A 21,847-nucleotide genomic window follows, 5' to 3' on the forward strand; every position below is an offset into this window, starting at 1 on the left:
GTTGCTCGCGTCCACTGTGTTGGTTCTGAAACCACGAACAACCCCACGTTGTCATAGGCGTGGTGCGGTTGACAGTTTCATAGTGTTTCGGTGGTCATAGCGTTAGGGAAACGCCCGGTTACATTCCGAACCCGGAAGCTAAGCCTTACAGCGCCGATGGTACTGCAGGGGGGACCCTGTGGGAGAGTAGGACGCCGCCGAACAATCATTCAAAAGGGTTGGACCCCGAACTTCGGTTCCGGGTCCAACCCTTTTTTGTTTTCCGTCACTTGACGTTCACGTGTCGCTACGAACATCGTCGGCATGAGGACTGCTGCCATGCTCAGGGCCGCCGGCGTAGGCGTCGGTGACGAGGTCGTCGTGCCCGCCTTCGGGAACGCGGAGGTCGCCGAAACCGTGGCCCTGGTCGGTGCGTTGCCGGTGTTCGCCGACATAGATCCGGCGACGTACTGCCTCGACACGGCCGCCGTGGAGGCGGCGCTCACGCCCCGGACCGCGGCCGTCGTCGCCGTACACCGATTCGGGCGGCCGGCCGACACGGCTCGGCTGCACGCGGTCGGGCAACGGCACGGGCTGCTCGTCCTGGAGCAGAGGGAGACCGACGGGCCGTACGACGACATAGCCCGGCGCAGGGAGCGAGCGGCTTACCTCGACGGGAAGTTGAAGGGTGTGCGCACCCCCGACGGGGGCGACGGGCACACCTACCAGCAGTACGTGGTGAGGGTGCCGGGCAATGGCCGGCCCGACCGGGACGCGTTCGCCCGGGCCGTGCGGGGGAAGGGCGTCGACTGCCGGGTACCGGTGCAGACACCGGTGCACCGGATGCCCGCGTTCCGGCGTTGCGTGTCGTTGCCGGAGACGGAGCGGGCCGCCGACGAGACGCTCGCGCTGCCGGTGGACGCCTCGCTGACGAAGCGGGACATGCAGCGCATCGTGTCCGCGTGCAATGCGCTGGGCGGACTGCTGCAACCCGCGCACTGAAAGCGGTGTTGGGAGCACCCGTCTGTTCGGGGTATGATCTATTCCGTTGCCGCGAGGGAAACCTCGAAAAGGCGACAGGCCCCTATAGCTCAGTCGGTAGAGCGTCTCCATGGTAAGGAGAAGGTCAACGGTTCGATTCCGTTTGGGGGCTCAACAGAAGAAAGGCCCCGCCCAATGGGCGGGGCCTTTCGCATGCCCTGGACCGGTGATCAGTCCGTGTGCGGCTCCGGCACCCGCATCGCCAGGATGGCCATGTCGTCGGACGGCGCGTCCGACGCGAAACGCTCCACCGCGCGCATGATGCGGGCCGCCACCGCGCCCGCCGTCAGGCCCGTGCAGGTGGTCAGGACGTCGGCGAGGCCGTCGTCACCCAGCATGCGCGTGCCCTCGCGGCGCTCCGTGACGCCGTCCGTCACGCAGAGCAGGACGTCGCCCGGATCCAGGGTGACCGTCTGCTCGTACAGCTCCAGGTCCTCGATGACGCCGAGGAGGGGCTGGGGCTCGGCGGCCGGTGCGACCGTGCCGTCCTGGCGCAGGCGCAGGGGGAGCGGATGGCCGGCGCAGACCACCTTCAGCTCCGCGCTTCCGTCCTCCTGCGGGCGCATCTCGCCGTACAGGAGGGTGAGGAAGCGGCTGCGGGCGCCCTCGTCGAGGATGGCCGAGTTGAGGCGCTCCAGGACCGCCGGACCGCTCAGGCCCTCCCGGGCCAGCAGGCGCAGGGCGTGCCGGGCCAGGCCCGTGACGGCCGCCGCGTTCGGGCCCGTACCGCAGACGTCGCCGATGGCGAAGCCGTAGGCGCCGTCGCTGATGGGGAAGAGGTCGTAGAAGTCGCCGCCGACCTCGTTGCCCTCGCCGGCCGCGCGGTAGATGACCTCCACCTCGACGCCGTCGATCAGGGGGAGCTCCGGCGGCAGCAGGCTGCGCTGGAGGGACTGGCTGATGGCCGTGCGCTCCGAGTACAGGCGGGCGTTGTCCAGGGCCAGGGCGGCTCGGCGGGACAGGTCCTCGGCGAGCTCCAGGATCTCCTGGCGGAAGTGCTCGTCGGTGGGCTTGCCGAGAGTGAGCATGCCGATGACGCGGTTGCGGGCGACCAGGGGCAGGACGACGGTCTCGCCGCCGACGGCGGAGGCCGTGGCCAGGGTCGGGCCGATGCCGGAACTGACCTGCCGGGTCGGGCCGCCACTCAGGCCGAGGCTGCGCATGGAGCTGCGCAGGGCCGCCTGGTGGGCGACCTCGGCGGGAGCCGTCCAGACGCGGGCGCCCGGGGTGGGCACCGGGTCGGGCGGGTCGATCTTGGAGAGGAGGGACTTGATGCCGTCGATCAGTTCCTCGTCCTCGTGCAGGACGTACGACAGGTAAGGGTCCGAGGCCTGGTCGGCGATGGTGTAGACGGCGCACCAGGTGGCCAGGGTCGGGACCGTCATCTGCGCCATGAGGGCCAGGGTCTGGTCACGGTCCAGGGTGCCGGCGAGGAGGTCGGACGCCTCGACGAGGAAGCTGAGGGAGCCGCGGCGCAGCCGCTCCAGCTCGCCCAGGCGGGCCGACTCGACAGCCAGGGCGATGCGGTCGGCGGCGAACTGGAGACGCAGGGCCTCCTCGTTGGAGTACCGGCCGGCGGACTCGGCCGCGACGCCGAGGGAGCCGGTGAGACGGCCCTCGACCTTCAGGGGGACGGTGACGACCGAGCGCATGCCCGTGCCGTTGAGCAGCGGGACGGCGCCGGGGACCGCGGCGAGGTCGTCGTGGACGGCGGGCATGCGCGCGGAGCCGTAGCGGCCGGGGCCGGCCTCGACGGGGACGCGGGCGAAGCGCTGGCGGGCGGAGGGCAGGCCGGTGGAGGCGCGGACCTCCAGCTCCGTCTCGTCGTCGGTGGCGAGCAGCAGGAAGGCGGCGTCGGCGTCCAGCATGTCGCGGGCGCGTTCCACCGTGCGCTGGAGGAGGCCGTCGAGGTCGTCCGGGGCGGGGGAGCCGATGAACACCTCGAAGGGGTCGGCGCTCTGGCCCTCCGAGGAACCGCCGGCGTCGGACGCGGGTACGCGCAGCGGCGTCTGGAGCACCGCGCGCTCGTGGTCCCGTACGAGGAGGCAGACCGTCGAGGGTTCGCCGCCGGCGTCGCGGACGCGGAGGTGGGAGGCGTAGACCGGGGTGACGCGGCCGTCGGCGCCCCTTATGCCGTAGCTGCCCTCCCAGCGGGAGAGCTGGAGTGCCTCGACGATGCCGGTGCCGGTGCCCGGGGTGTGCGGCCAGGCGGCGAGGTCGGTCAGCGGCTTGCCGGTGACCTGCTCGGCGGGGTAGCCGAAGAGTTCCTCGGCGTCCTCGTTCCAGGCGGTGATGGCGCCGGTGCGGTCGATCTGGACGACGGCGACGCGGACGCGGCCGTCGGCGACCGGCAGCAGCTCGGCCGGGAGGGACGGGCCGGCGCTGCGGGTGCCGACCGCGCGGGCGGGCAGGTCCAGCTGGAACCAGACGTTCTTGTGGGTGGGCGTGTACTCGACGCCCCAGTGGCCGGCGAGGGCCGCGCAGAGCTGGAGGCCGCGTCCGCCCTCGCGGTCGGGGCTGCCCATGTTGACGGCCGAGCCCTGCATCGGGACCTCGCGCTCGGGGTAGCGGTCGGCCACCTCGATGCGCACGCCGTCCTCGCTGCGCAGGCACACCACGTCGGCGGCGGTGCCGGCGTGCACCACGGCATTGGTCACCAGTTCGCTGGTGAGGACCACGGCGTCGTCGACGATGTCGGCATGGCCCCAGCCCTGGAGGGTGTCGCGGACGAAGGAACGTGCGCTCGCCACCGATCGTCCGACGGGCTCGAAACTGGCGGCCGCGCGCGCGGTGATCACTGAACTCCTCGACCCTCTCTCCACGTCCACGTGCACCTGCACGGCCTGATGGCCGACCGGCTCGTGCCGCTGCTGCGGCAGGCCGTCCGTCGGCCCGTGATCCGGGGGCTGCTCCCCCGGGACCAGTCCGGTGGTCATGTGTCCGGCCGCCCCTCCGCTGCCCGCTCGTCTCGTGCCACCGCCCAGGCCGGACAGAACCGGCACGGCTGGACAGCCGCATGCAAGGTTACTTACCTTCGCCGCCCCCGCGGATGCCGGTCCGCAGTGTTTCCGCCCAGAGGGTGTGCGGACGATGTGCGAAGCTGCCGAACTGTTATGGCCTGGTTCGGCCGGGGTGAAACACTGGGCAAGCTTGTTGTGTGCGTCCGGGCAGGCCGAATGCCGAGCGCGCTCGATGGGCAGCAGCCCTGGAGCGGCCCGGCGAGCCGGGCCCAAGCACGCGGCGGCACAGGAAGCATGCGGCACAACCGGTCACCGTGGGGTGCACCGGGCACAGCGGTAACGGTCGACCCCTGCGGGAGGGACACAGTGGAGTCTGGCGCAGCGACGCGGGCCACGAAGACGCGCGCGAAAGGCGGACAGTCCCTGAGTAAGCAGGGCAAGACACGAGGCGGGACGACGACGGTCGACACGGCGGCGCTGAACCGCCTGCTCACGGCGCTCGTGGCGATGCGGGAGGGGAACTTCCGCAGGCGGCTCACGGTGTCCGGGGACGGCGTGATGTCGGAGATCGCGGCCGTGTTCAACGAGGTGGCCGACCGCAATCTGCATCTCACGGGCGAGCTGGCCCGGGTGCGGCGGATGGTCGGCCGTGAGGGCAAGCTCACGGAGCGGCTGGAGACGGGGGCCTGCGAAGGGTCCTGGGCGACCGCGATCGACCACTCCAACGCGCTCGTGGACGACCTCGTGCGCCCTGTCTCCGAGGTCAGCCGGGTGCTGTCGGCGGTGGCGGACGGTGATCTGTCGCCCCGCATGGAGCTGCGGACGCAGACCGCGGAGGGCACCGGGCATCCGCTGCGCGGTGAGTTCCTGAAGGTCGGGCGGACCGTGAACAACCTGGTCGACCAGTTGTCGACGTTCACGGACGAGGTCACGCGGGTGGCCAGTGAGGTCGGTACCGAGGGCAAGCTGGGCGGACAGGCCCAGGTGCGCGGTATGTCCGGTTCGTGGAAGGACCTGACGGACTCCGTCAACACGATGGCGTACCGGCTGACGGCGCAGGTGCGGGACATCGCGCTGGTGACGACGGCCGTGGCCAAGGGTGATCTGTCCCGGAAGGTCACGGTTCACGTGGCCGGCGAGATGCTGGAGCTGAAGAACACCGTCAACACGATGGTGGACCAGCTCTCCGCGTTCTCGTCCGAGGTGACGCGGGTGGCCCGTGAGGTGGGTACCGAGGGCGCGCTGGGCGGTCAGGCGCAGGTGCCGGGCGTGGCCGGGGTGTGGAAGGAGCTGACCGACTCCGTCAACACCATGGCGGGGAATCTGACGGCCCAGGTGCGCGGGATCTCCGAGGTGACGACGGCGGTCGCCAACGGTGACCTGTCGCTGAAGGTGACCGTGCCGGCGCGTGGGGAGGTCGCGCAGCTCGCCGAGACGATCAACCAGATGACCGAGACGCTGCGGATCTTCGCGGACGAGGTCACGCGGGTGGCCAACGAGGTCGGCGGCGAGGGGCAGCTCGGCGGTCAGGCGAACGTGCCGGGTGCGGCGGGGATCTGGAAGGACCTGACCGACTCCGTCAACACGGTCTTCCGGAACCTGACCACTCAGGTGAGGGACATCGCCGCGGTGACGACGGCGGTGGCCAGCGGTGATCTGTCGCAGAAGGTCACCGTGGACGTGGCCGGCGAGATGCTGGAGCTGAAGAACACCGTCAACACGATGGTGGACCAGCTGTCCTCCTTCGGTGCCGAGGTCACGCGCGTGGCCCGGGAGGTCGGTGTCGAGGGTGAGCTGGGCGGCCAGGCGCAGGTGCCGGGGGCGGCGGGTACGTGGAAGGACCTCACCGACTCCGTCAACACGGCGTTCCGGAACCTCACCGGTCAGGTGAGGAACATCGCGCAGGTGACGACGGCGGTGGCCAACGGTGACCTGTCGCAGAAGGTCACGGTGGACGTCTCCGGCGAGATGCTCCAGCTGAAGAACACCGTGAACACGATGGTGGACCAGCTCTCCAGCTTCGCCGACCAGGTGACCCGGATGGCGCGGGACGTGGGCACGGAGGGCCGCCTCGGCGGTCAGGCCCGGGTGGACGGCGTGTCGGGCACCTGGAAGGAGCTGACGGACTCCGTCAACTCGATGGCGGGGAACCTGACCTCCCAGGTGCGCAACATCGCGCAGGTGACGACGGCCGTGGCGCGCGGCGACCTGTCCCAGAAGATCGACGTCGACGCGCGCGGGGAGATCCTGGAGCTGAAGAACACCATCAACACGATGGTGGACCAGCTGTCGTCCTTCGCCGAGCAGGTCACGCGCGTGGCCCGTGAGGTGGGCACCGAGGGCCGCCTCGGCGGTCAGGCGCAGGTGCCCGGGGTCGCCGGTGTGTGGCGCGACCTGACCGACTCGGTGAACGGCATGGCCGGCAATCTCACCGCGCAGGTCCGCAACATCGCGCAGGTCGCGACGGCGGTGGCCCGCGGTGACCTGTCCCAGAAGATCACTGTGGACGCGCGCGGGGAGATCCTGGAGCTGAAGAACACGCTGAACACGATGGTGGACCAGCTGTCGTCGTTCGCCCAGGAGGTCACGCGCGTCGCCCGTGAGGTGGGTACCGAGGGCATCCTCGGCGGCCAGGCCGAGGTGCAGGGGGTGTCCGGCACCTGGAAGGACCTCACGCAGTCCGTGAACGGCATGGCCAACAACCTGACCATGCAGGTCCGCAACATCGCCGAGGTCACCACCGCCGTGGCCAAGGGCGACCTGTCGAAGAAGATCACCGTCGACGCCAAGGGCGAGATCCTGGAGCTCGTCACCACGGTCAACACCATGGTCGACCAGCTGTCGTCCTTCGCCGAGCAGGTCACCCGGGTCGCCCGCGAGGTGGGTACCGAGGGCATCCTCGGCGGGCAGGCGCACGTGCCGGGTGTGGTGGGCATCTGGAAGGACCTCAGCGACAACGTCAACCTGATGGCGAAGAACCTCACCGTCCAGGTGAGGAACATCTCCCAGGTGGCCGCCGCCGTCGCCAACGGCGACCTGACGCGGACGGTGACGATCGAGGCGCGCGGTGAGGTGGCGCAGCTCGCCGAGACCTTCAACACCATGGTGAAGACGCTGAGTTCGTTCGCCGACCAGGTCACCAAGGTGGCCCGTGAGGTGGGCACGGACGGCATCCTCGGCGGCCAGGCGCACGTGCCGGGCGTGTCCGGTACGTGGAAGGACCTCACCGAGTCGGTGAACCAGATGGCGTCCAACCTGACCGGTCAGGTGCGCAACATCGCCATGGTCACGACCGCCATCGCCAAGGGCGACCTGACCAAGAAGATCGACATCGACGCGCGCGGTGAGATCCTGGAGCTGAAGACGACCATCAACACGATGGTCGACCAGCTGTCCTCCTTCGCGGAGGAGGTCACGCGTGTGGCCCGCGAGGTGGGCACGGAGGGCCAGCTCGGCGGGCAGGCGCGGGTGCGGGACGTGGACGGCACCTGGCGGGACCTGACCGAGTCGGTGAACGAGATGGCCGGGAATCTGACCCGGCAGGTGCGTGCCATCGCGCGCGTGGCGACCGCGGTGACCCGCGGCGACCTGAACCTGAAGATCGACGTGGACGCCTCCGGGGAGATCTCCGAGCTCCAGGACTACATCAACAAGATGATCGCCAACCTGCGCGACACCACGATCGCCAACAAGGAGCAGGACTGGCTCAAGGGCAATCTCGCCCGTATCTCCGCGCTGATGCAGGGCCGCCGGGACCTCCAGGACGTGGCCTCGCTGATCATGAGCGAGCTGACCCCGGTGGTCTCCGCGCAGCACGGCGCGTTCTTCCTGGCCATGCCGCTGGTGGACGGCCAGGAGCTCGCCGCCGACCACGAGGACCAGTACGAGCTGCGGATGCTCGGGTCGTACGGCTACTCGATGGGCTCCATGCCGACCTCCTTCCGGCCGGGAGAGGCGCTGGTCGGGACGGCCGCGCAGGAGAAGCGCACGATCCTGGTGGAGAACGCGCCGAGCGGCTATCTGAAGATCTCCTCCGGGCTCGGGGAGGCCCCGCCCGCCCAGGTGATCGTCCTGCCGGTGCTGTTCGAGGGGAAGGTGCTCGGCGTCATCGAGCTGGCGTCCTTCACCCCGTTCACGCAGATCCAGAAGGACTTCCTCAATCAGATCGCCGAGATGATCGCGACGAGCGTCAACACCATCTCCGTCAACACCAAGACGGAGGTGCTGCTGAAGCAGTCGCAGGAGCTGACCGAGCAACTGCGCGAGCGCTCGGAGGAGTTGGAGCAGCGGCAGAAGGCGCTCCAGTCCTCCAACGCCGAACTGGAGGAGAAGGCCGAGCTGCTGGCGCAGCAGAACCGCGACATCGAGGTGAAGAACACCGAGATCGAGGAGGCCCGGCAGGTCCTGGAGGAGCGCGCCGAGCAGCTCGCGGTCTCCATGCGCTACAAGAGCGAGTTCCTGGCCAACATGTCGCATGAGCTGCGTACGCCGCTCAACTCCCTGCTGATTCTGGCCAAGTTGCTCGCCGACAACGCCGACGCGAACCTGTCGCCGAAGCAGGTCGAGTTCGCCGAGACCATCCACGGCGCCGGTTCGGACCTGCTCCAGCTCATCAACGACATCCTCGACCTGTCGAAGGTCGAGGCGGGCAAGATGGACGTCTCCCCGACGCGCATCGCGCTGGTCCAGCTCGTGGACTACGTGGAGGCGACGTTCCGGCCGCTGACCGCGGAGAAGGGCCTCGACCTGTCGGTGCGGGTGTCGCCGGAGCTGCCCGCGACCCTGCACACCGACGAGCAGCGGCTGCTCCAGGTGCTGCGGAACCTGCTGTCCAACGCGGTGAAGTTCACGGACTCGGGCGCGGTCGAGCTGGTCATCCGGCCGGCCCGGGACGACGTGCCGCAGGCCATCCGGGAGCAGCTGCTGGAGGCCGGTTCGATGACCGACCCGAACGGGGAGCTGATCGCGTTCTCCGTGAGCGACACCGGCATCGGGATCGCGGCCAGCAAGATGCGGGTGATCTTCGAGGCGTTCAAGCAGGCCGACGGCACCACCAGCCGCAAGTACGGCGGCACGGGGCTCGGGCTGTCCATCTCGCGGGAGATCGCGCAGCTGCTGGGCGGTGAGATCCACGCGCAGAGCGAGCCGGGCCGCGGCTCGACGTTCACGCTCTACCTGCCGCTGTACCCGAGCGAGCTGCCGCCGAACGGCTACGGGCAGGCCCTGCCGTCCCTCGGCGCGGGCGAGCTGCTGTCCTCGGCGAGCGCGCCGGCCGAGCCGCAGGAGGCCGAGGCCGAGACACCGGCCGAGGTGAAGTCGTACCAGGACTCGCAGAACGGTGCCGCCGCGCTGTTCCGGCGTCGCCGCAGGGCTCTGCCGGAGGCCGCGGAGCAGCCCGCGCCGCAGGAGCCGCGGCCGGCCGGGGTGCAGGACACGGTGCCCCAGTCGCACCGGAACATCCGGTTCGGTGGCCAGAAGGTGCTGATCGTCGACGACGACATCCGCAACGTCTTCGCGCTGACCAGCGTCCTGGAGCAGCACGGCCTGTCCGTGCTGTACGCCGAGAACGGCCGGGAGGGCATCGAGGTCCTGGAGCAGCACGAGGATGTCGCGGTCGTCCTGATGGACATCATGATGCCCGAGATGGACGGGTACGCGACGACCACGGCGATCCGCCGGATGCCCCAGTTCGCCGGGCTCCCGATCATCGCGCTGACCGCGAAGGCGATGAAGGGCGACCGGGAGAAGGCGATCGAGTCGGGTGCCTCCGACTACGTCACGAAGCCGGTCGACCCCGATCACCTGCTGACGGTGATGGAGCAGTGGATGCGGGAGGAGTGAGCGGCACGTCCCGGGCGGCAGTGTGCGAACGTGGTGTGCGTGGGTGCGGCGGGGACTCCGGCGGGCACGCGGAGTTGCTGACTCAGTGTGCCCGAAGCCGTGTAGAAGCACGGGATTCGGGGAACCTTCTGGTCTCCCGCCGCGTTTCTGCTACGTACACAGTGACATCGCGGTGACAGGGTGTGGCGACGGGCGGGGTGCGGCTACGATGACCGGCACAAGGACGGGCGACGCAAGGGAGTCGTCCCCTGGGGCGGCGCCCGCCGGTGCTGCCCCAAGTCCTGCGGACAGGGGAGGCCCCACGCCGGGGCGAGGAGGGCGGGCCATGGTGCAGAAGGCCAAGATCCTCCTGGTCGATGACCGGCCGGAGAATCTGCTGGCGCTGGAGGCGATCCTCTCGGCGCTCGATCAGACGCTGGTGCGGGCATCGTCCGGGGAGGAAGCGCTCAAAGCGCTGCTCACGGACGACTTCGCGGTCATTCTGCTGGACGTCCAGATGCCGGGCATGGACGGTTTCGAGACAGCCGCGCACATCAAGCGGCGGGAGCGGACCCGGGACATCCCGATCATCTTCCTCACCGCGATCAACCACGGTCCGCATCACACCTTCCGCGGGTACGCGGCGGGTGCGGTGGACTACATCTCCAAGCCGTTCGACCCGTGGGTGCTGCGCGCGAAGGTCTCGGTCTTCGTCGAGCTCTACATGAAGAACTGCCAGCTGCGCGAGCAGGCGGCACTGCTGCGCCTCCAGTTGGAGGGCGGCGGCAAGAGTGCGGGCGTGGAGACCAAGGAGCCGGCGGGGCTGCTCGCCGAGCTGTCGGCGCGGCTCGCCGCCGTCGAGGAGCAGGCCGAAGCGCTCTCCAAACAGCTGGGCGACGAGTCGACCGACGCGGCGGCGGTGGCGACCGCGGCCCACCTGGAGCGCAAGCTCACGGGCCTGCGCCGGGCCCTGGACGCCCTCGAACCGGGTTCCTCCGGAGGGCAGCCCGCGGTGAACTGAGGCTGTCGGTGGGGCGGTCCGTGAAGGCATGTCAGCGTCCGTACCCACCGCGTCAGTTCCGGACGCGCGCGAGGGCGACACGAACGGGTGAAGCGGTGGGCACACGTGTCGACCGCCGTCTCCACCGGTAACCTCACACCTATGGCCTCACGTCCCTCCGCAGCCAAGAAGCAGCCCGCCAAGAAGACGGCGGCTCCCGCGAAGGCTCCGGCGAGGAAGGCCGCCGCGAAAAGGGCACCGGCGAAGAAGGCGCCCGCCAGGAAGGCCGCGGCGAAGAAGCCCGCACCCGCACCGGCGGCCAGTCCGACCGGCGGTGTCTACCGGCTCGTACGCGCCCTCTGGCTGGGCATCGCGCACGCGGTCGGCGCCGTGTTCCGCGGCATAGGCCAGGGCGCGAAGAACCTCGACCCGGCGCACCGCAAGGACGGCGTCGCGCTGCTGCTGCTCGGCATGGCGCTGATCGTCGCCGCCGGCACCTGGGCCGACCTGAAGGGCCCGGTCGGCGATCTCGTCGAGATCCTGGTGACCGGGGCGTTCGGCCGGCTCGACCTGCTCGTGCCGATCCTGCTCGGCACCGTCGCCGTGCGGCTGATCCGGCACCCGGAGAAACCCGAGGCGAACGGCCGGATCGTGATCGGCCTGTCCGCGCTGGTCATCGGCGTGCTCGGCCAGGTGCACATCGCCTGCGGCTCGCCCGCCCGCAGCGCCGGCATGCAGGCCATAAGGGACGCCGGCGGCCTGATCGGCTGGGGCGCGGCGACCCCGCTGTCGTACACGATGACCGACGTCCTGGCCGTGCCGCTGCTCGTGCTGCTCACGGTCTTCGGGCTGCTGGTCGTCACGGCCACGCCCGTCAACGCCATCCCGCAGCGGCTGCGGCTGCTCGGCGTGCGGCTGGGACTCGTCAGCGAGCCTGAGCCGGACCGGTTCACCGACGACGACGAGCGGTACGACGACCAGTGGCGCGAGTCGCTGCCCGCGCGCCCCCGCCGGCGCGGGGGACCGCCTGCCGAGGAGCCGTACGACCATGACGGCGCCGAGCAGGAGGCGCTCACCCGGCGCCGTGGCCGGCCCCGTCGGTCCGCCGTGCCGCAGCCCGACGCGAACCGGCCGCTGGACGCCGTGGACGTCGCCGCCGCGGCCGCCGCCGCGCTCGACGGCGCCGTCCTGCACGGGATGCCGCCGTCCCCGCTGGTCGCCGACCTCACCCAGGGCGTGAGCACGGGGGAGCGCGAGTCGTCGGCCCCGACCCCCACGCCGGTCCCGGCCGCGCGCCCGCAGCCCGGGAAGCTCAAGAAGGAGCCGTCCGGACAGGCCCCGGCCAAGGCGGAGGTCCCCGACCTCACCAAGACCCCGCTGCCGCAGGAGCGGGAGCTGCCGCCGCGTGCCGAGCAGCTCCAGCTCTCCGGCGACATCACGTACTCCCTGCCGTCCCTCGACTCCCTCACGCGCGGTGGCCCCGGCAAGGCGCGCAGCGCCGCGAACGACGCCATAGTGGACTCGCTGACCACCGTCTTCACCGAGTTCAAGGTCGACGCCCGCGTCACCGGCTTCACCCGCGGCCCGACGGTCACCCGGTACGAGGTCGAGCTGGGTCCGGCCGTGAAGGTGGAGCGGATCACCGCGCTGACCAAGAACATCGCGTACGCCGTCGCCAGCCCCGACGTGCGGATCATCAGCCCGATCCCCGGCAAGTCCGCGGTCGGCATCGAGATCCCCAACACCGACCGGGAGATGGTCAACCTCGGCGACGTGCTGCGGCTCGCGGAGTCCGCCGAGGACGACGACCCGATGCTGGTGGCCTTCGGCAAGGACGTCGAGGGCGGCTACGTCATGCACTCGCTGGCGAAGATGCCGCACATGCTGGTCGCCGGCGCCACCGGATCCGGCAAGTCGTCCTGCATCAACTGCCTGATCACCTCGATCATGATGCGGGCGACCCCGGAGGACGTCCGGATGATCCTGGTCGACCCCAAGCGCGTCGAGCTGACCGCGTACGAGGGCATCCCGCACCTGATCACACCGATCATCACCAACCCCAAGCGGGCCGCCGAGGCGCTCCAGTGGGTCGTGCGCGAGATGGACCTGCGCTACGACGACCTCGCCGCCTACGGCTACCGGCACATCGACGACTTCAACCGCGCCGTGCGCGAGGGCAAGGTCAAGCCGCCCGAGGGCAGCGAACGCGAGCTCCAGCCCTACCCGTACCTGCTGGTGATCGTGGACGAGCTGGCCGACCTGATGATGGTCGCCCCGCGGGACGTCGAGGACGCCATCGTGCGCATCACGCAGCTCGCGCGCGCGGCCGGCATCCACCTGGTGCTCGCCACCCAGCGGCCCTCCGTGGACGTCGTCACGGGCCTGATCAAGGCCAACGTGCCCTCCCGCCTCGCCTTCGCCACCTCCTCGCTGGCGGACTCGCGGGTCATCCTCGACCAGCCCGGCGCGGAGAAGCTGATCGGCAAGGGCGACGGACTGTTCCTGCCGATGGGCGCGAACAAGCCGACCCGTATGCAGGGCGCGTTCGTGACCGAGGAGGAGGTCGCGGTCGTCGTCCAGCACTGCAAGGACCAGATGGCGCCCGTCTTCCGGGACGACGTCGTCGTCGGGACCAAGCAGAAGAAGGAGATCGACGAGGACATCGGCGACGACCTCGACCTGCTGTGCCAGGCGGCCGAGCTGGTCGTCTCCACGCAGTTCGGGTCGACCTCCATGCTCCAGCGCAAGCTGCGCGTCGGCTTCGCCAAGGCCGGACGCCTGATGGACCTGATGGAGTCGCGGAGCATCGTCGGACCGAGCGAGGGTTCGAAGGCTCGTGACGTTCTTGTGAAGGCTGACGAGCTGGACGGCGTGCTCGCGGTGATCCGGGGGGAGTCTGAAGGGTAGGGAACGGTACGCGCGGATCACCTCGCGTGGCGGATCAGGACGGCCGGCCGGCCGATCGTGACTCACCCGTTAGGGATCATTGAGCAACCGTTTCCCCATGGCCTACGTCAAGTTGAGGGAAGCGACAAAGAGGTACACCGCCATCGGGACACGAAGCCATACCGATGGCGTACAAGTCCCGCCGTCCGGTTGCCCCACCCGTTTGTACCCCCCCTAGACTGAACGTCCAGCACAGGCGGCCAATACGCTCGAAAGGCGCCCCCGTGTCCATCGGCAACTCCCCTGAAGACGAGCGTCCGATCGAAGGCGTGTCCGAAGACGTTTCTGAGGAAGCCCGCCCCACTGTCGGCCGTGCCCTGCAACAGGCGCGCATCGCCGCCGGGTTGACCGTCGACGACATCAGCAGCGCCACCCGCGTCCGCATCGCCATCGTGCAGGCCATCGAGGCGGACGACTTCACGCCGTGCGGCGGCGACGTCTACGCCCGCGGCCACATCAGGACCCTGGCCAAGGCCGTCCGGCTCGACCCGGCCGAGCTCCTCGCGCACTACGACGCCGATCACGGCGGACGCCCGGCCCCGACCCCCGCCGCGCCCCTGTTCGAGGCGGAGCGCATCCGTCCCGAGCGGCGCGGACCCAACTGGACCGCGGCGATGGTCGCCGCGATCGTCGCCGTGATCGGCTTCGTCGGCTTCACCTTCGTCAAGGGCGGCGACGACGGCGGCTCCGAGGCCAGCGTCGCCGAGGGTGCCCAGCCGACGGCCGGGCAGAGCGCCTCGGCCGGCGCCCGGCCCAAGAAGCCGGCCGACCCCAAGCCGGACCCGACCGACAGCGCCATCGCCGCCGCTCCCCGCGACAAGGTGACCGTCAAGGTCAGCGCCACCGAGGGCCGCAGCTGGATCAGCGCCAAGGACCACAGCGGCCGGCTGCTCTTCGACGGCCTGCTCAAGCAGGGCGACTCCAAGACCTTCCAGGACAACGAGAAGGTCAACCTCGTCCTCGGCGACGCCGGCGCCATCGAGCTGTACGTCAACGGCAAGAAGATCGAGGACGACTTCCAGCCGGGCGCCGTGGAGCGGCTGACGTACACGAAGGGCGACCCGCAGGTCGGATAAGCGGACCGAGCGGACGAGTCACTACGGGGTTGGCCAAGTTCGGCCAACCCCGTCGACGTGGGCTGTCGGCGGGACGAAGTAGTCTTGAGCCCATGCCTGAAAGCCGTACCGTCGCACTCGTCACCCTTGGCTGCGCCCGTAACGAGGTGGACTCGGAGGAGCTCGCAGGCCGTCTGGAGGCGGACGGCTGGAAGCTCGTCGACGACGCCGAGGAAGCGGACGTCGCCGTCGTGAACACGTGCGGCTTCGTCGAGGCCGCCAAGAAGGACTCCGTCGACGCCCTCCTGGAGGCCAACGACCTCAAGGGTCACGGCAGAACCCAGGCCGTGGTGGCCGTGGGCTGCATGGCCGAGCGGTACGGCAAGGAGCTCGCCGAGGCCCTGCCCGAGGCCGACGGCGTCCTCGGCTTCGACGACTACGCCGACATCTCCGACCGCCTCCAGACCATCCTCAGCGGCGGCGTCCACGCCGCCCACACCCCGCGCGACCGGCGCAAGCTGCTGCCGATCAGCCCCGCCGAGCGGCAGGAGGCCGGCGCCGCCGTCGCCCTGCCGGGTCACGGCCCCGCCGACCTCCCGGAGGGCGTCGCCCCGGCCTCCGGGCCCCGCGCGCCGCTGCGCCGCCGCCTCGACGGCTCCCCGGTCGCCTCGGTGAAGCTGGCCTCCGGCTGCGACCGGCGCTGCTCCTTCTGCGCCATCCCGTCCTTCCGCGGCTCCTTCATCTCCCGCCGCCCCAGCGACGTGCTGAACGAGACGCGGTGGCTGGCCGAGCAGGGCGTCAAGGAGATCATGCTGGTCTCCGAGAACAACACCTCCTACGGCAAGGACCTCGGCGACATCCGCCTGCTGGAGTCCCTCCTGCCGAACCTGGCCGACGTCGACGGCATCGAGCGGATCCGCGTCAGCTACCTCCAGCCCGCCGAGATGCGCCCGGGCCTGATCGACGTGCTGACCTCGACGCCGAAGGTCATGCCGTACTTCGACCTGTCCTTCCAGCACTCCGCGCCGAACGTGCTGCGCGCCATGCGCCGCTTCGGTGACACCGACCGCTTCCTGGAGCTGCTGGACACCATCCGGACCAAGGCCCCCGAGGCCGGTGTGCGCTCCAACTTCATCGTCGGCTTCCCCGGCGAGTCCGAGGCCGACCTCGCCGAGCTGGAGCGGTTCCTGACCCACGCGCGGCTGGACGCCATCGGCGTCTTCGGCTACTCCGACGAGGACGGCACCGAGGCGGCGACCTACGAGAACAAGGTCGACGAGGACGTCGTCGCCGAGCGCCTGGCCCGCGTGTCCCGGCTGGCCGAGGAACTCGTCTCGCAGCGGGCCGAGGAGCGCGTCGGCTCGACCGTGCAGGTGCTCGTGGAGTCCGTCGACGAGGACGGGGTGTACGGGCGGGCGGCCCACCAGGCGCCCGAGACGGACGGCCAGGTGCTGCTCACGGGCGGCGAAGGTCTCGCTCCCGGTCGTATGGTCGACGCGAAGGTGGTCGGTACGGAGGGTGTCGACCTGGTGGCCGAACCGCTGCCGGGCTCGCCCGCGTGGAGCGAGGAGGCGGCCAGATGACCGGAGTCCCGGCGTCCGCGGCGGGCGGCTCCTCCAGTGCGCGCAGGACCGGCCCGCGCGGTGCCCCGGGCGCGGCGCAGGAACCGGCCGAGCGCAAGACTTCGGGGGGCGCCGTGGAGCGGGGTGCGACCGAGGGCGGTGCCGGCGGGCGCGGCGGCAAGATCGCGGCCGCCGCCGTCAACCAGGCGAGCGTCTGGAACGTCGCCAATCTGCTGACGATGTTCCGGCTGGTCCTCGTGCCGGTCTTCGTGGTGCTGATGCTCGGCAACGGCGGATACGACCCGGCCTGGCGCTCCTTCGCCTGGGCCGCCTTCGCCGTCGCCATGTTCACCGACATCTTCGACGGCCATCTGGCCCGCACCTACGACCTCGTCACGGACTTCGGGAAGATCGCCGACCCCATCGCCGACAAGGCGATCATGGGGGCGGCGCTGATCTGTCTCTCCGCGCTCGGCGACCTGCCGTGGTGGGTCACGGCCGTCATCCTGGGCCGGGAACTCGGGATCACCCTGCTGCGTTTCCTGGTCATCCGGTACGGCGTCATCCCGGCGAGCCGCGGCGGCAAGCTGAAGACCCTCACCCAGGGCGTGGCCGTCGGCATGTACGTCCTGGCGCTGACGGGGCCCCTGGCCACCCTGAGGTTCTGGGTGATGGCGGCGGCGGTCGCCCTGACCGTGGTGACCGGGCTGGACTATGTGAAGCAGGCCATTGTCCTGCGCCGGCAGGGAATCGCCGAGCGCAGGGCGGCGTTGAAGGAGACCGAAGGGTGAGTTCCACGGCCGCCGACGTGGTGCGACTACTCACGGTGAGGGGCGAGAGCCTCGCCATAGCCGAGTCGCTGACGGGTGGCCTGGTGGCGGCCGGGATCACCGAGGTCCCCGGGGCGTCGAAGGTCTTCCGGGGTTCGGTGACCGCCTACGCCACGGAACTGAAGCGGGATCTGCTCGGCGTCGAGGCCGGCCTGCTGGCGGCTCGCGGAGCGGTCGATCCGCAGGTCGCGGCGGAGATGGCGGCCGGCGTGCGCAAGGCGCTGGGAGCCGACTGGGGCATCGCCACGACCGGTGTCGCGGGCCCCGATCCCCAGGACGGACAGCCGGTCGGCACGGTCTACGTGGCCGTGCAGGGCCCTTTTGCACCATGTGACGGTTCTGCCCCTGGCGGAAAAGTGGAGGCGCTGCGGTTGAACGGCGACCGCGCGGAAATTCGTATGGAGAGTGTACGGAGCGTGCTCGCGCTCCTTCTGAGGGAGCTCGCGGGCGAACAGACCGGAAATGAGCGGGCACAGGATACGGAACGGAACGGGGGGTTTTGATGTTTGCAGCCCTGAGTGAACACGACATCGCTCCCCGCACGGCCGCGGCGCGAGGCGGTACGGTGGGGCGTGAAGGATGCGGCTACGCGGTCCGAGGAGGGAGCCACCGATGATTCTGCTCCGTCGCCTGCTGGGTGACGTGCTGCGTCGGCAGCGCCAGCGCCAGGGCCGTACTCTGCGCGAAGTCTCCTCGTCCGCCCGAGTCTCACTCGGCTATCTCTCCGAGGTGGAGCGGGGGCAGAAGGAGGCGTCCTCCGAGCTGCTGTCCGCCATCTGCGACGCGCTGGACGTACGGATGTCCGAACTCATGCGGGAAGTGAGCGACGAACTCGCCCTCGCGGAGCTGGCCCAGTCCGCCGCGGCCACGTCGAGCGAGTCCGTGCCCGCGCCGGTCCGTCCGATGCTGGGTTCGGTGTCGGTGGCCGGTGTGCCACCGGAACGGGTGACCATCAAGGCGCCCGCGGAAGCGGTGGACGTCGTCGCCGCCTGATCTGTCGGCGCGACGTCGTCCGAGGCCCCGGCCAGGGCCTCTCCGGGAGACCGGAGGGGTGCGGTCGGGGTTTTTGCGTGCCCGGGCAGCGCCGGCCCGGGGGCGCGTCCGCCGGTTTGCCGGTCCCTGATGGTGCGGTCATCGTGGAAGGACATGCCCGGGCAGAACCGACGGAGGCGCGGATGTACGTCGTCAAGAGCCCCTTGTCCGACGCGAATCTCAAGATCGTCTCGGAGGCGCTCCAGGGCGCCCTCGTCGACCTGGTCGACCTGGCCCTGGTCGCCAAGCAGATCCACTGGAACGTCGTCGGGCCGCGCTTCCGCTCCGTGCATCTCCAGCTGGACGAGGTCGTCGGCACCGCGCGCACGCACTCCGACACCGTGGCCGAGCGTGCCTCGGCGCTCGGTGTCTCTCCGGACGGCCGGGCCGCGACGGTGGCCGTCGGCAGCGGCATCGGGGTGACGCCCGAGGGCTGGGTGGACGACACCACCGCGGTGGGGACGATCGTCGAGGCGCTGGGTGCGGTGATCACCCGGATGCGGGAACGGATCACCGCGACCGGAGAGCCGGACCCGGTGAGCCAGGACATCTTCATCCAGGTCACTGCCGACCTCGAAAAGCAGCACTGGATGTTCCAGGCCGAGAACGGATGACCTCGGCGACCCTGCGCCGGGCGGCCGCGCTGGGCTTCGGCGCGCTGTGGTGCTGGGCCGTGGTGCGTCTGGTGCTGGCGCCCGGCGCCGGTGCGGTCGAGGGCGCGGTCGCGGTCGGCGGGTGGGGGCTGAGCGTGCTGCCGGTGCACTGTGTGCCCAAGAGCCAGGCGGTGGGGGCCGTCGGTACGGGGCGGTGGCGGCGGGCCCTGCGGGCGGAGGCGCGCAGCCCGGGCTCGTCGGGGCCGTCGGGTCCGTCGGGTCCTGGGCGGGCGCGTGGCGGGCCGTCGTCCGGTGTCGGTGACACCGGTGAGCGGTGAGGCCGGCGGCGTGGCAGAGGGGCGTGCTGGCAGAGGGGTGGCGGACGCTTTACAGCGGGCGGCGGCGGGAGTAACGTACAACCAAATGGTTGTAGATGAGATGGGTGAAGAGCGCGTGGACCGTTTGTTCCACGCCCTGGCCGACACGACTCGTCGTGACATCCTGCGCCGCTGCGTGCGGGACGAACTGTCGGTGTCACGGCTCGCGGAGGCCTACCCGATGAGTTTCGCCGCGGTGCAGAAGCACGTGGCGGTGCTGGCAGGGGCCGGCCTGGTGACCAAGCAGCGCCGGGGGCGGGAGCAGCTCGTACGGACCGACCCCGAGGCCGTGGACCGGGCCCGGCAGGCCCTCGACGGGCTAGAGGCCGCCTGGCGCGGCAGAGTCGAGCGCATGTCCCGCCTGCTCGCCGAGGACACCGACGCCGGCGGGCCTCATCCGACGGAAGGACAGGACCGATGACCATTACCAGCCTGGACAAGGACGTCGACCAGCTGACCCTCACCCTCGTCGCCGACTTCGCCGCGCCCGTCGAACGGGTCTGGCAGCTGTGGGCCGACCCGCGGCAGCTGGAGCGCTGGTGGGGCCCGCCGAGCTACCCGGCGACCGTGGAGGAGTACGACCTGACCCCGGGTGGTGACGTCACCTACTTCATGACCGGCCCGGACGGCGACAAGTACCGCGGCTGGTGGCGGATCACCTCGGTGGACGCCCCGACGTCGCTGGAGTTCACCGACGGATTCGCCGACCAGGACGGTGCGCCGAGCGCCACCATGCCGACCATGGCCGTGCGGGTCCGGCTCAGCGAGCACGGGGGCGGCACCCGGATGGAGATGCGCTCGGTCTTCGACTCCGCGGAGCAGATGGAGCGGCTGGCCGACATGGGCATGGTCGAGGGGCTGCGGCAGGCGGTCGGGCAGATGGACGCGCTGCTGGCCGGCTGAGTCACGGGCCGGGCGGCGGACGGGGTCACGTCCGTTTCCGCCGCCGTCCCGCGGCGGTGTAGCCGCCTGGGCGAGGGGCGGGGCCGGCCTGGCAGACGGGGCACCAGTACGTCGGGCGCTCCCGGGAGCCGTCGCCCTGGTCGGCCAGCCGGACGGACGTGCCGCAGCGCAGGCACGGGCGGGGCGCGCGGCCGTAGACGAACAGGTCGTGGCCGCGCAGGCCCGTCGTACGGCGGACCGGACGGTCTCGGTTGGCCTCCAGGAGCCTCTTGGCGAGCCCCGGCAGCGCTGCGGCGCGGTCGGCGGGCAGCTCGCCCACCGGGAGCCATGGCGTGACGCCGAGCAGGAAGCACAGCTCGCACTTGTAGACGTTGCCGATGCCGGCGAGATTGCGCTGGTCGAGCAGGGCCTCACCGAGGGAACGGGCCGGGTCCTCGCGGAGGTTGGCCAGGGCCTGTTCGGGGTCCCAGTCGGGGCCCAGCAGGTCGGGGCCGAGATGGCCGACGGCGCGCTGTTCGTCGGCGGTGCGCAGAAGCTCCAGCACCGGCAGGCGGTAGCCGACGGCCGTACGGTCGGCGGTGCCGAGGATGACGCGGATCTGGTGGGCCGGGCCGCCGCTCCAGCGCTGACCGGCGGCGAACACCTTCCAGGCGCCGTCCATCCTGAGGTGCGAGTGCAGTGTCAGGCCGCCCTCGATGCGGGTGAGCAGGTGCTTGCCGCGCGGGGTGACGTCCAGGACGGCACGGCCGGTGAGGTCGGACGTCGCGTACCGGGGCACGCGGAAGTCGCTGCGGGTCAGCGTCCTGCCCGCCAGGGCGCCGTGCAGCCTCTGCGCGGCCTGCCAGACCGTGTCTCCCTCAGGCATGGGTCAAGGGTGACAGGCTCACGCCCGGATCCGCAGACCGCGCGGGGTGGCGATGAAGCCCGCCTCCTCCAGAAGGGGGCCGAAGGGCGAGGTCAGGGCCGCGGCGCCGTTGACGCGTTCCACCGTGACCGTGCCGAGGGAACCCGCGCGGGCTGAGGCGGCGAGGGCCTCCGTGGCGGCGCGCAGGGCCGGGTCCTCGGCCGGCGGCCCGTCCGGGTCGGAGGGCCAGAGCAGCAGGGTCTTGCCACCCCGCTCCATGTAGAGCGCCGGCTCCCCCTCCACCAGCACCACCAGGGAACCCGCCTTGCGGCCCGGCTTGTGCGTGGCCCCGGCCGGCGGCTCGGGCCAGCCCAGGGCAGCGCCGTAGGCGTTCGCCGGGTCGGCGGCGGCCAGGACGACGGCCCGGGACGCGGTGCTTCCCCGGCCGCGGCGGCCGGGGAGACCGGCGTCGTACGAGCCCTGCGGGAAGCCGAAGCCGCCCTGCGCCCCGCCGCCCCGTGGGCCGCCGGCGCCCGGTTCGGCGTAGTCGCGAGGGGAGACGTGGTCGCCCCGGGAGCGGGGGAGCGGCCGGGCGGGTGCGAAGGCGTCGGCGGGGCCGTCCGGGGCGCCGGCGTCCCCGAGGCCGCCCGCCGCGACGTCGTTGAAGGCGTTGAAGTCGTCGAAGGGGGAGTCGCCGGTGGCCCAGGGGTCCGCCGTGGGGCCGTCGGGACCGGTGAGCCCGCCGGGGCCGCCGTTGCCGTGGCCCGCCCGGCCCGGTGCGCCGTCGCCGCGCTCGCGGGCGTTGGAGACCGCGCGCAACCGGTCCACGGCGCCCTCCATGGCGAACTGCGCGGCGCCGAGGCCCTCCACGACATAGCCGCGCCGGGCCTGTCCGGTCTCCTCGA

General features: G+C 71.0%; 16 protein-coding genes, 1 tRNA gene and 1 rRNA gene. 15 read left to right on the plus strand and 3 right to left on the minus strand.

Features of this window, described 5'->3' with window-relative positions:
• Positions 1–86 precede the first annotated feature (86 nt).
• From rrf to GTW67_RS12345, 3 genes are all read left to right on the plus strand, one after another.
• Positions 87–203 (plus strand): 5S ribosomal RNA (gene rrf, locus GTW67_RS12335).
• Positions 204–318: 115 nt separating this feature from the next.
• Complete coding sequence (locus tag GTW67_RS12340; RefSeq protein WP_161164864.1) at positions 319–981, plus strand: DegT/DnrJ/EryC1/StrS family aminotransferase; 663 nt, start codon at positions 319–321, stop codon at positions 979–981.
• A 78-nt stretch (positions 982–1,059) separates the two neighbouring features.
• Positions 1,060–1,132 (plus strand) — tRNA-Thr (locus GTW67_RS12345).
• A gap of 58 nt (positions 1,133–1,190) precedes the next feature.
• Here GTW67_RS12345 and GTW67_RS12350 read toward each other — a convergent pair.
• The gene (locus tag GTW67_RS12350; protein ID WP_161164850.1) at positions 1,191–3,956 is read right to left on the minus strand and encodes a SpoIIE family protein phosphatase; all 2,766 of its coding nucleotides are present in this window, start codon (positions 3,954–3,956) and stop codon (positions 1,191–1,193) included.
• A 390-nt stretch (positions 3,957–4,346) separates the two neighbouring features.
• On the opposite strand from GTW67_RS12350, the gene GTW67_RS12355 reads away from it, so the two are divergent.
• The 12 genes from GTW67_RS12355 to GTW67_RS12410 all read left to right on the plus strand — a co-directional run bounded on the left by GTW67_RS12355 (position 4,347) and on the right by GTW67_RS12410 (position 20,098).
• Entirely contained in the window at positions 4,347–9,821 is a 5,475-nt protein-coding gene (locus GTW67_RS12355) for a HAMP domain-containing protein (RefSeq protein WP_161164851.1), read from the plus strand.
• Positions 9,822–10,146: 325 nt separating this feature from the next.
• Positions 10,147–10,821: a response regulator gene (locus GTW67_RS12360; RefSeq protein ID WP_161164852.1), complete on the plus strand. Its 675-nt coding sequence runs from the start codon at positions 10,147–10,149 to the stop codon at positions 10,819–10,821.
• A gap of 141 nt (positions 10,822–10,962) precedes the next feature.
• Entirely contained in the window at positions 10,963–13,707 is a 2,745-nt protein-coding gene (locus GTW67_RS12365) for a DNA translocase FtsK (RefSeq protein ID WP_202437150.1), read from the plus strand.
• Positions 13,708–13,970: 263 nt separating this feature from the next.
• Positions 13,971–14,822, plus strand: a complete 852-nt coding sequence (locus GTW67_RS12370; RefSeq protein ID WP_161164854.1) for a RodZ domain-containing protein — start codon at positions 13,971–13,973, stop codon at positions 14,820–14,822.
• A 92-nt stretch (positions 14,823–14,914) separates the two neighbouring features.
• Positions 14,915–16,384, plus strand: a complete 1,470-nt coding sequence (rimO, locus tag GTW67_RS12375; protein ID WP_161164855.1) for a 30S ribosomal protein S12 methylthiotransferase RimO — start codon at positions 14,915–14,917, stop codon at positions 16,382–16,384.
• Positions 16,381–17,154 (plus strand): CDP-diacylglycerol--glycerol-3-phosphate 3-phosphatidyltransferase, encoded by a 774-nt coding sequence (gene pgsA, locus GTW67_RS12380; RefSeq protein WP_161164856.1) that lies wholly within the window; start codon positions 16,381–16,383, stop codon positions 17,152–17,154. The genes rimO and pgsA overlap by 4 nt, the downstream gene beginning before the upstream one ends.
• Entirely contained in the window at positions 17,151–17,696 is a 546-nt protein-coding gene (locus tag GTW67_RS12385; protein WP_161164857.1) for a nicotinamide-nucleotide amidohydrolase family protein, read from the plus strand. The genes pgsA and GTW67_RS12385 overlap by 4 nt, the downstream gene beginning before the upstream one ends.
• A 109-nt stretch (positions 17,697–17,805) precedes the next feature.
• On the plus strand, positions 17,806–18,186 hold the full coding sequence (locus GTW67_RS12390) for a helix-turn-helix domain-containing protein (protein WP_161164858.1): 381 nt from the start codon (positions 17,806–17,808) through the stop codon (positions 18,184–18,186).
• Between the two features lie 182 nt (positions 18,187–18,368).
• Complete coding sequence (locus tag GTW67_RS12395; RefSeq protein ID WP_161164859.1) at positions 18,369–18,839, plus strand: Dps family protein; 471 nt, start codon at positions 18,369–18,371, stop codon at positions 18,837–18,839.
• Positions 18,836–19,156 (plus strand): hypothetical protein, encoded by a 321-nt coding sequence (locus GTW67_RS12400; RefSeq protein ID WP_161164860.1) that lies wholly within the window; start codon positions 18,836–18,838, stop codon positions 19,154–19,156. Before GTW67_RS12395 ends, GTW67_RS12400 begins: the two co-directional genes overlap by 4 nt.
• Positions 19,157–19,241: 85 nt before the next feature.
• Positions 19,242–19,616, plus strand: a complete 375-nt coding sequence (locus GTW67_RS12405; RefSeq protein WP_161164861.1) for an ArsR/SmtB family transcription factor — start codon at positions 19,242–19,244, stop codon at positions 19,614–19,616.
• Entirely contained in the window at positions 19,613–20,098 is a 486-nt protein-coding gene (locus tag GTW67_RS12410) for an SRPBCC family protein (protein ID WP_161164862.1), read from the plus strand. The genes GTW67_RS12405 and GTW67_RS12410 overlap by 4 nt, the downstream gene beginning before the upstream one ends.
• A gap of 25 nt (positions 20,099–20,123) precedes the next feature.
• On the opposite strand, the gene GTW67_RS12415 is transcribed toward GTW67_RS12410, so the two are convergent.
• Both GTW67_RS12415 and GTW67_RS12420 read right to left on the minus strand, forming a co-directional pair.
• Positions 20,124–20,963 carry an Fpg/Nei family DNA glycosylase gene (locus GTW67_RS12415; protein WP_161164863.1) on the minus strand — a complete coding sequence of 280 codons (840 nt, stop codon included), beginning with the start codon at positions 20,961–20,963 and terminating at the stop codon, positions 20,124–20,126.
• An 18-nt stretch (positions 20,964–20,981) separates the two neighbouring features.
• Positions 20,982–21,847: Lhr family helicase (locus GTW67_RS12420; protein WP_524539770.1), on the minus strand; the 866-nt coding region annotated here is incomplete at its 5' end.

This window comes from Streptomyces sp. SID5910, assembly GCF_009862125.1.
Taxonomy (GTDB): Bacteria; Actinomycetota; Actinomycetes; order Streptomycetales; family Streptomycetaceae; genus Streptomyces.

Excerpts from the sequence above, each read along its gene's own strand:
- GTW67_RS12410 (WP_161164862.1), top strand. The coding sequence starts at position 19,613 with ATGACCATTACCAGCCTGGACAAGGACGTCGACCAGCTGACCCTCACC.
- GTW67_RS12395 (WP_161164859.1), top strand. The coding sequence starts at position 18,369 with ATGTACGTCGTCAAGAGCCCCTTGTCCGACGCGAATCTCAAGATCGTC.
- GTW67_RS12400 (WP_161164860.1), top strand. The coding sequence starts at position 18,836 with ATGACCTCGGCGACCCTGCGCCGGGCGGCCGCGCTGGGCTTCGGCGCG.
- rimO (WP_161164855.1), top strand. The coding sequence starts at position 14,915 with ATGCCTGAAAGCCGTACCGTCGCACTCGTCACCCTTGGCTGCGCCCGT.
- GTW67_RS12350 (WP_161164850.1), bottom strand. The coding sequence starts at position 3,956 with ATGACCACCGGACTGGTCCCGGGGGAGCAGCCCCCGGATCACGGGCCG.
- GTW67_RS12365 (WP_202437150.1), top strand. The coding sequence starts at position 10,963 with ATGGCCTCACGTCCCTCCGCAGCCAAGAAGCAGCCCGCCAAGAAGACG.
- GTW67_RS12405 (WP_161164861.1), top strand. The coding sequence starts at position 19,242 with ATGGTTGTAGATGAGATGGGTGAAGAGCGCGTGGACCGTTTGTTCCAC.
- GTW67_RS12360 (WP_161164852.1), top strand. The coding sequence starts at position 10,147 with ATGGTGCAGAAGGCCAAGATCCTCCTGGTCGATGACCGGCCGGAGAAT.
- pgsA (WP_161164856.1), top strand. The coding sequence starts at position 16,381 with ATGACCGGAGTCCCGGCGTCCGCGGCGGGCGGCTCCTCCAGTGCGCGC.
- GTW67_RS12390 (WP_161164858.1), top strand. The coding sequence starts at position 17,806 with ATGATTCTGCTCCGTCGCCTGCTGGGTGACGTGCTGCGTCGGCAGCGC.
- GTW67_RS12340 (WP_161164864.1), top strand. The coding sequence starts at position 319 with ATGCTCAGGGCCGCCGGCGTAGGCGTCGGTGACGAGGTCGTCGTGCCC.
- GTW67_RS12415 (WP_161164863.1), bottom strand. The coding sequence starts at position 20,963 with ATGCCTGAGGGAGACACGGTCTGGCAGGCCGCGCAGAGGCTGCACGGC.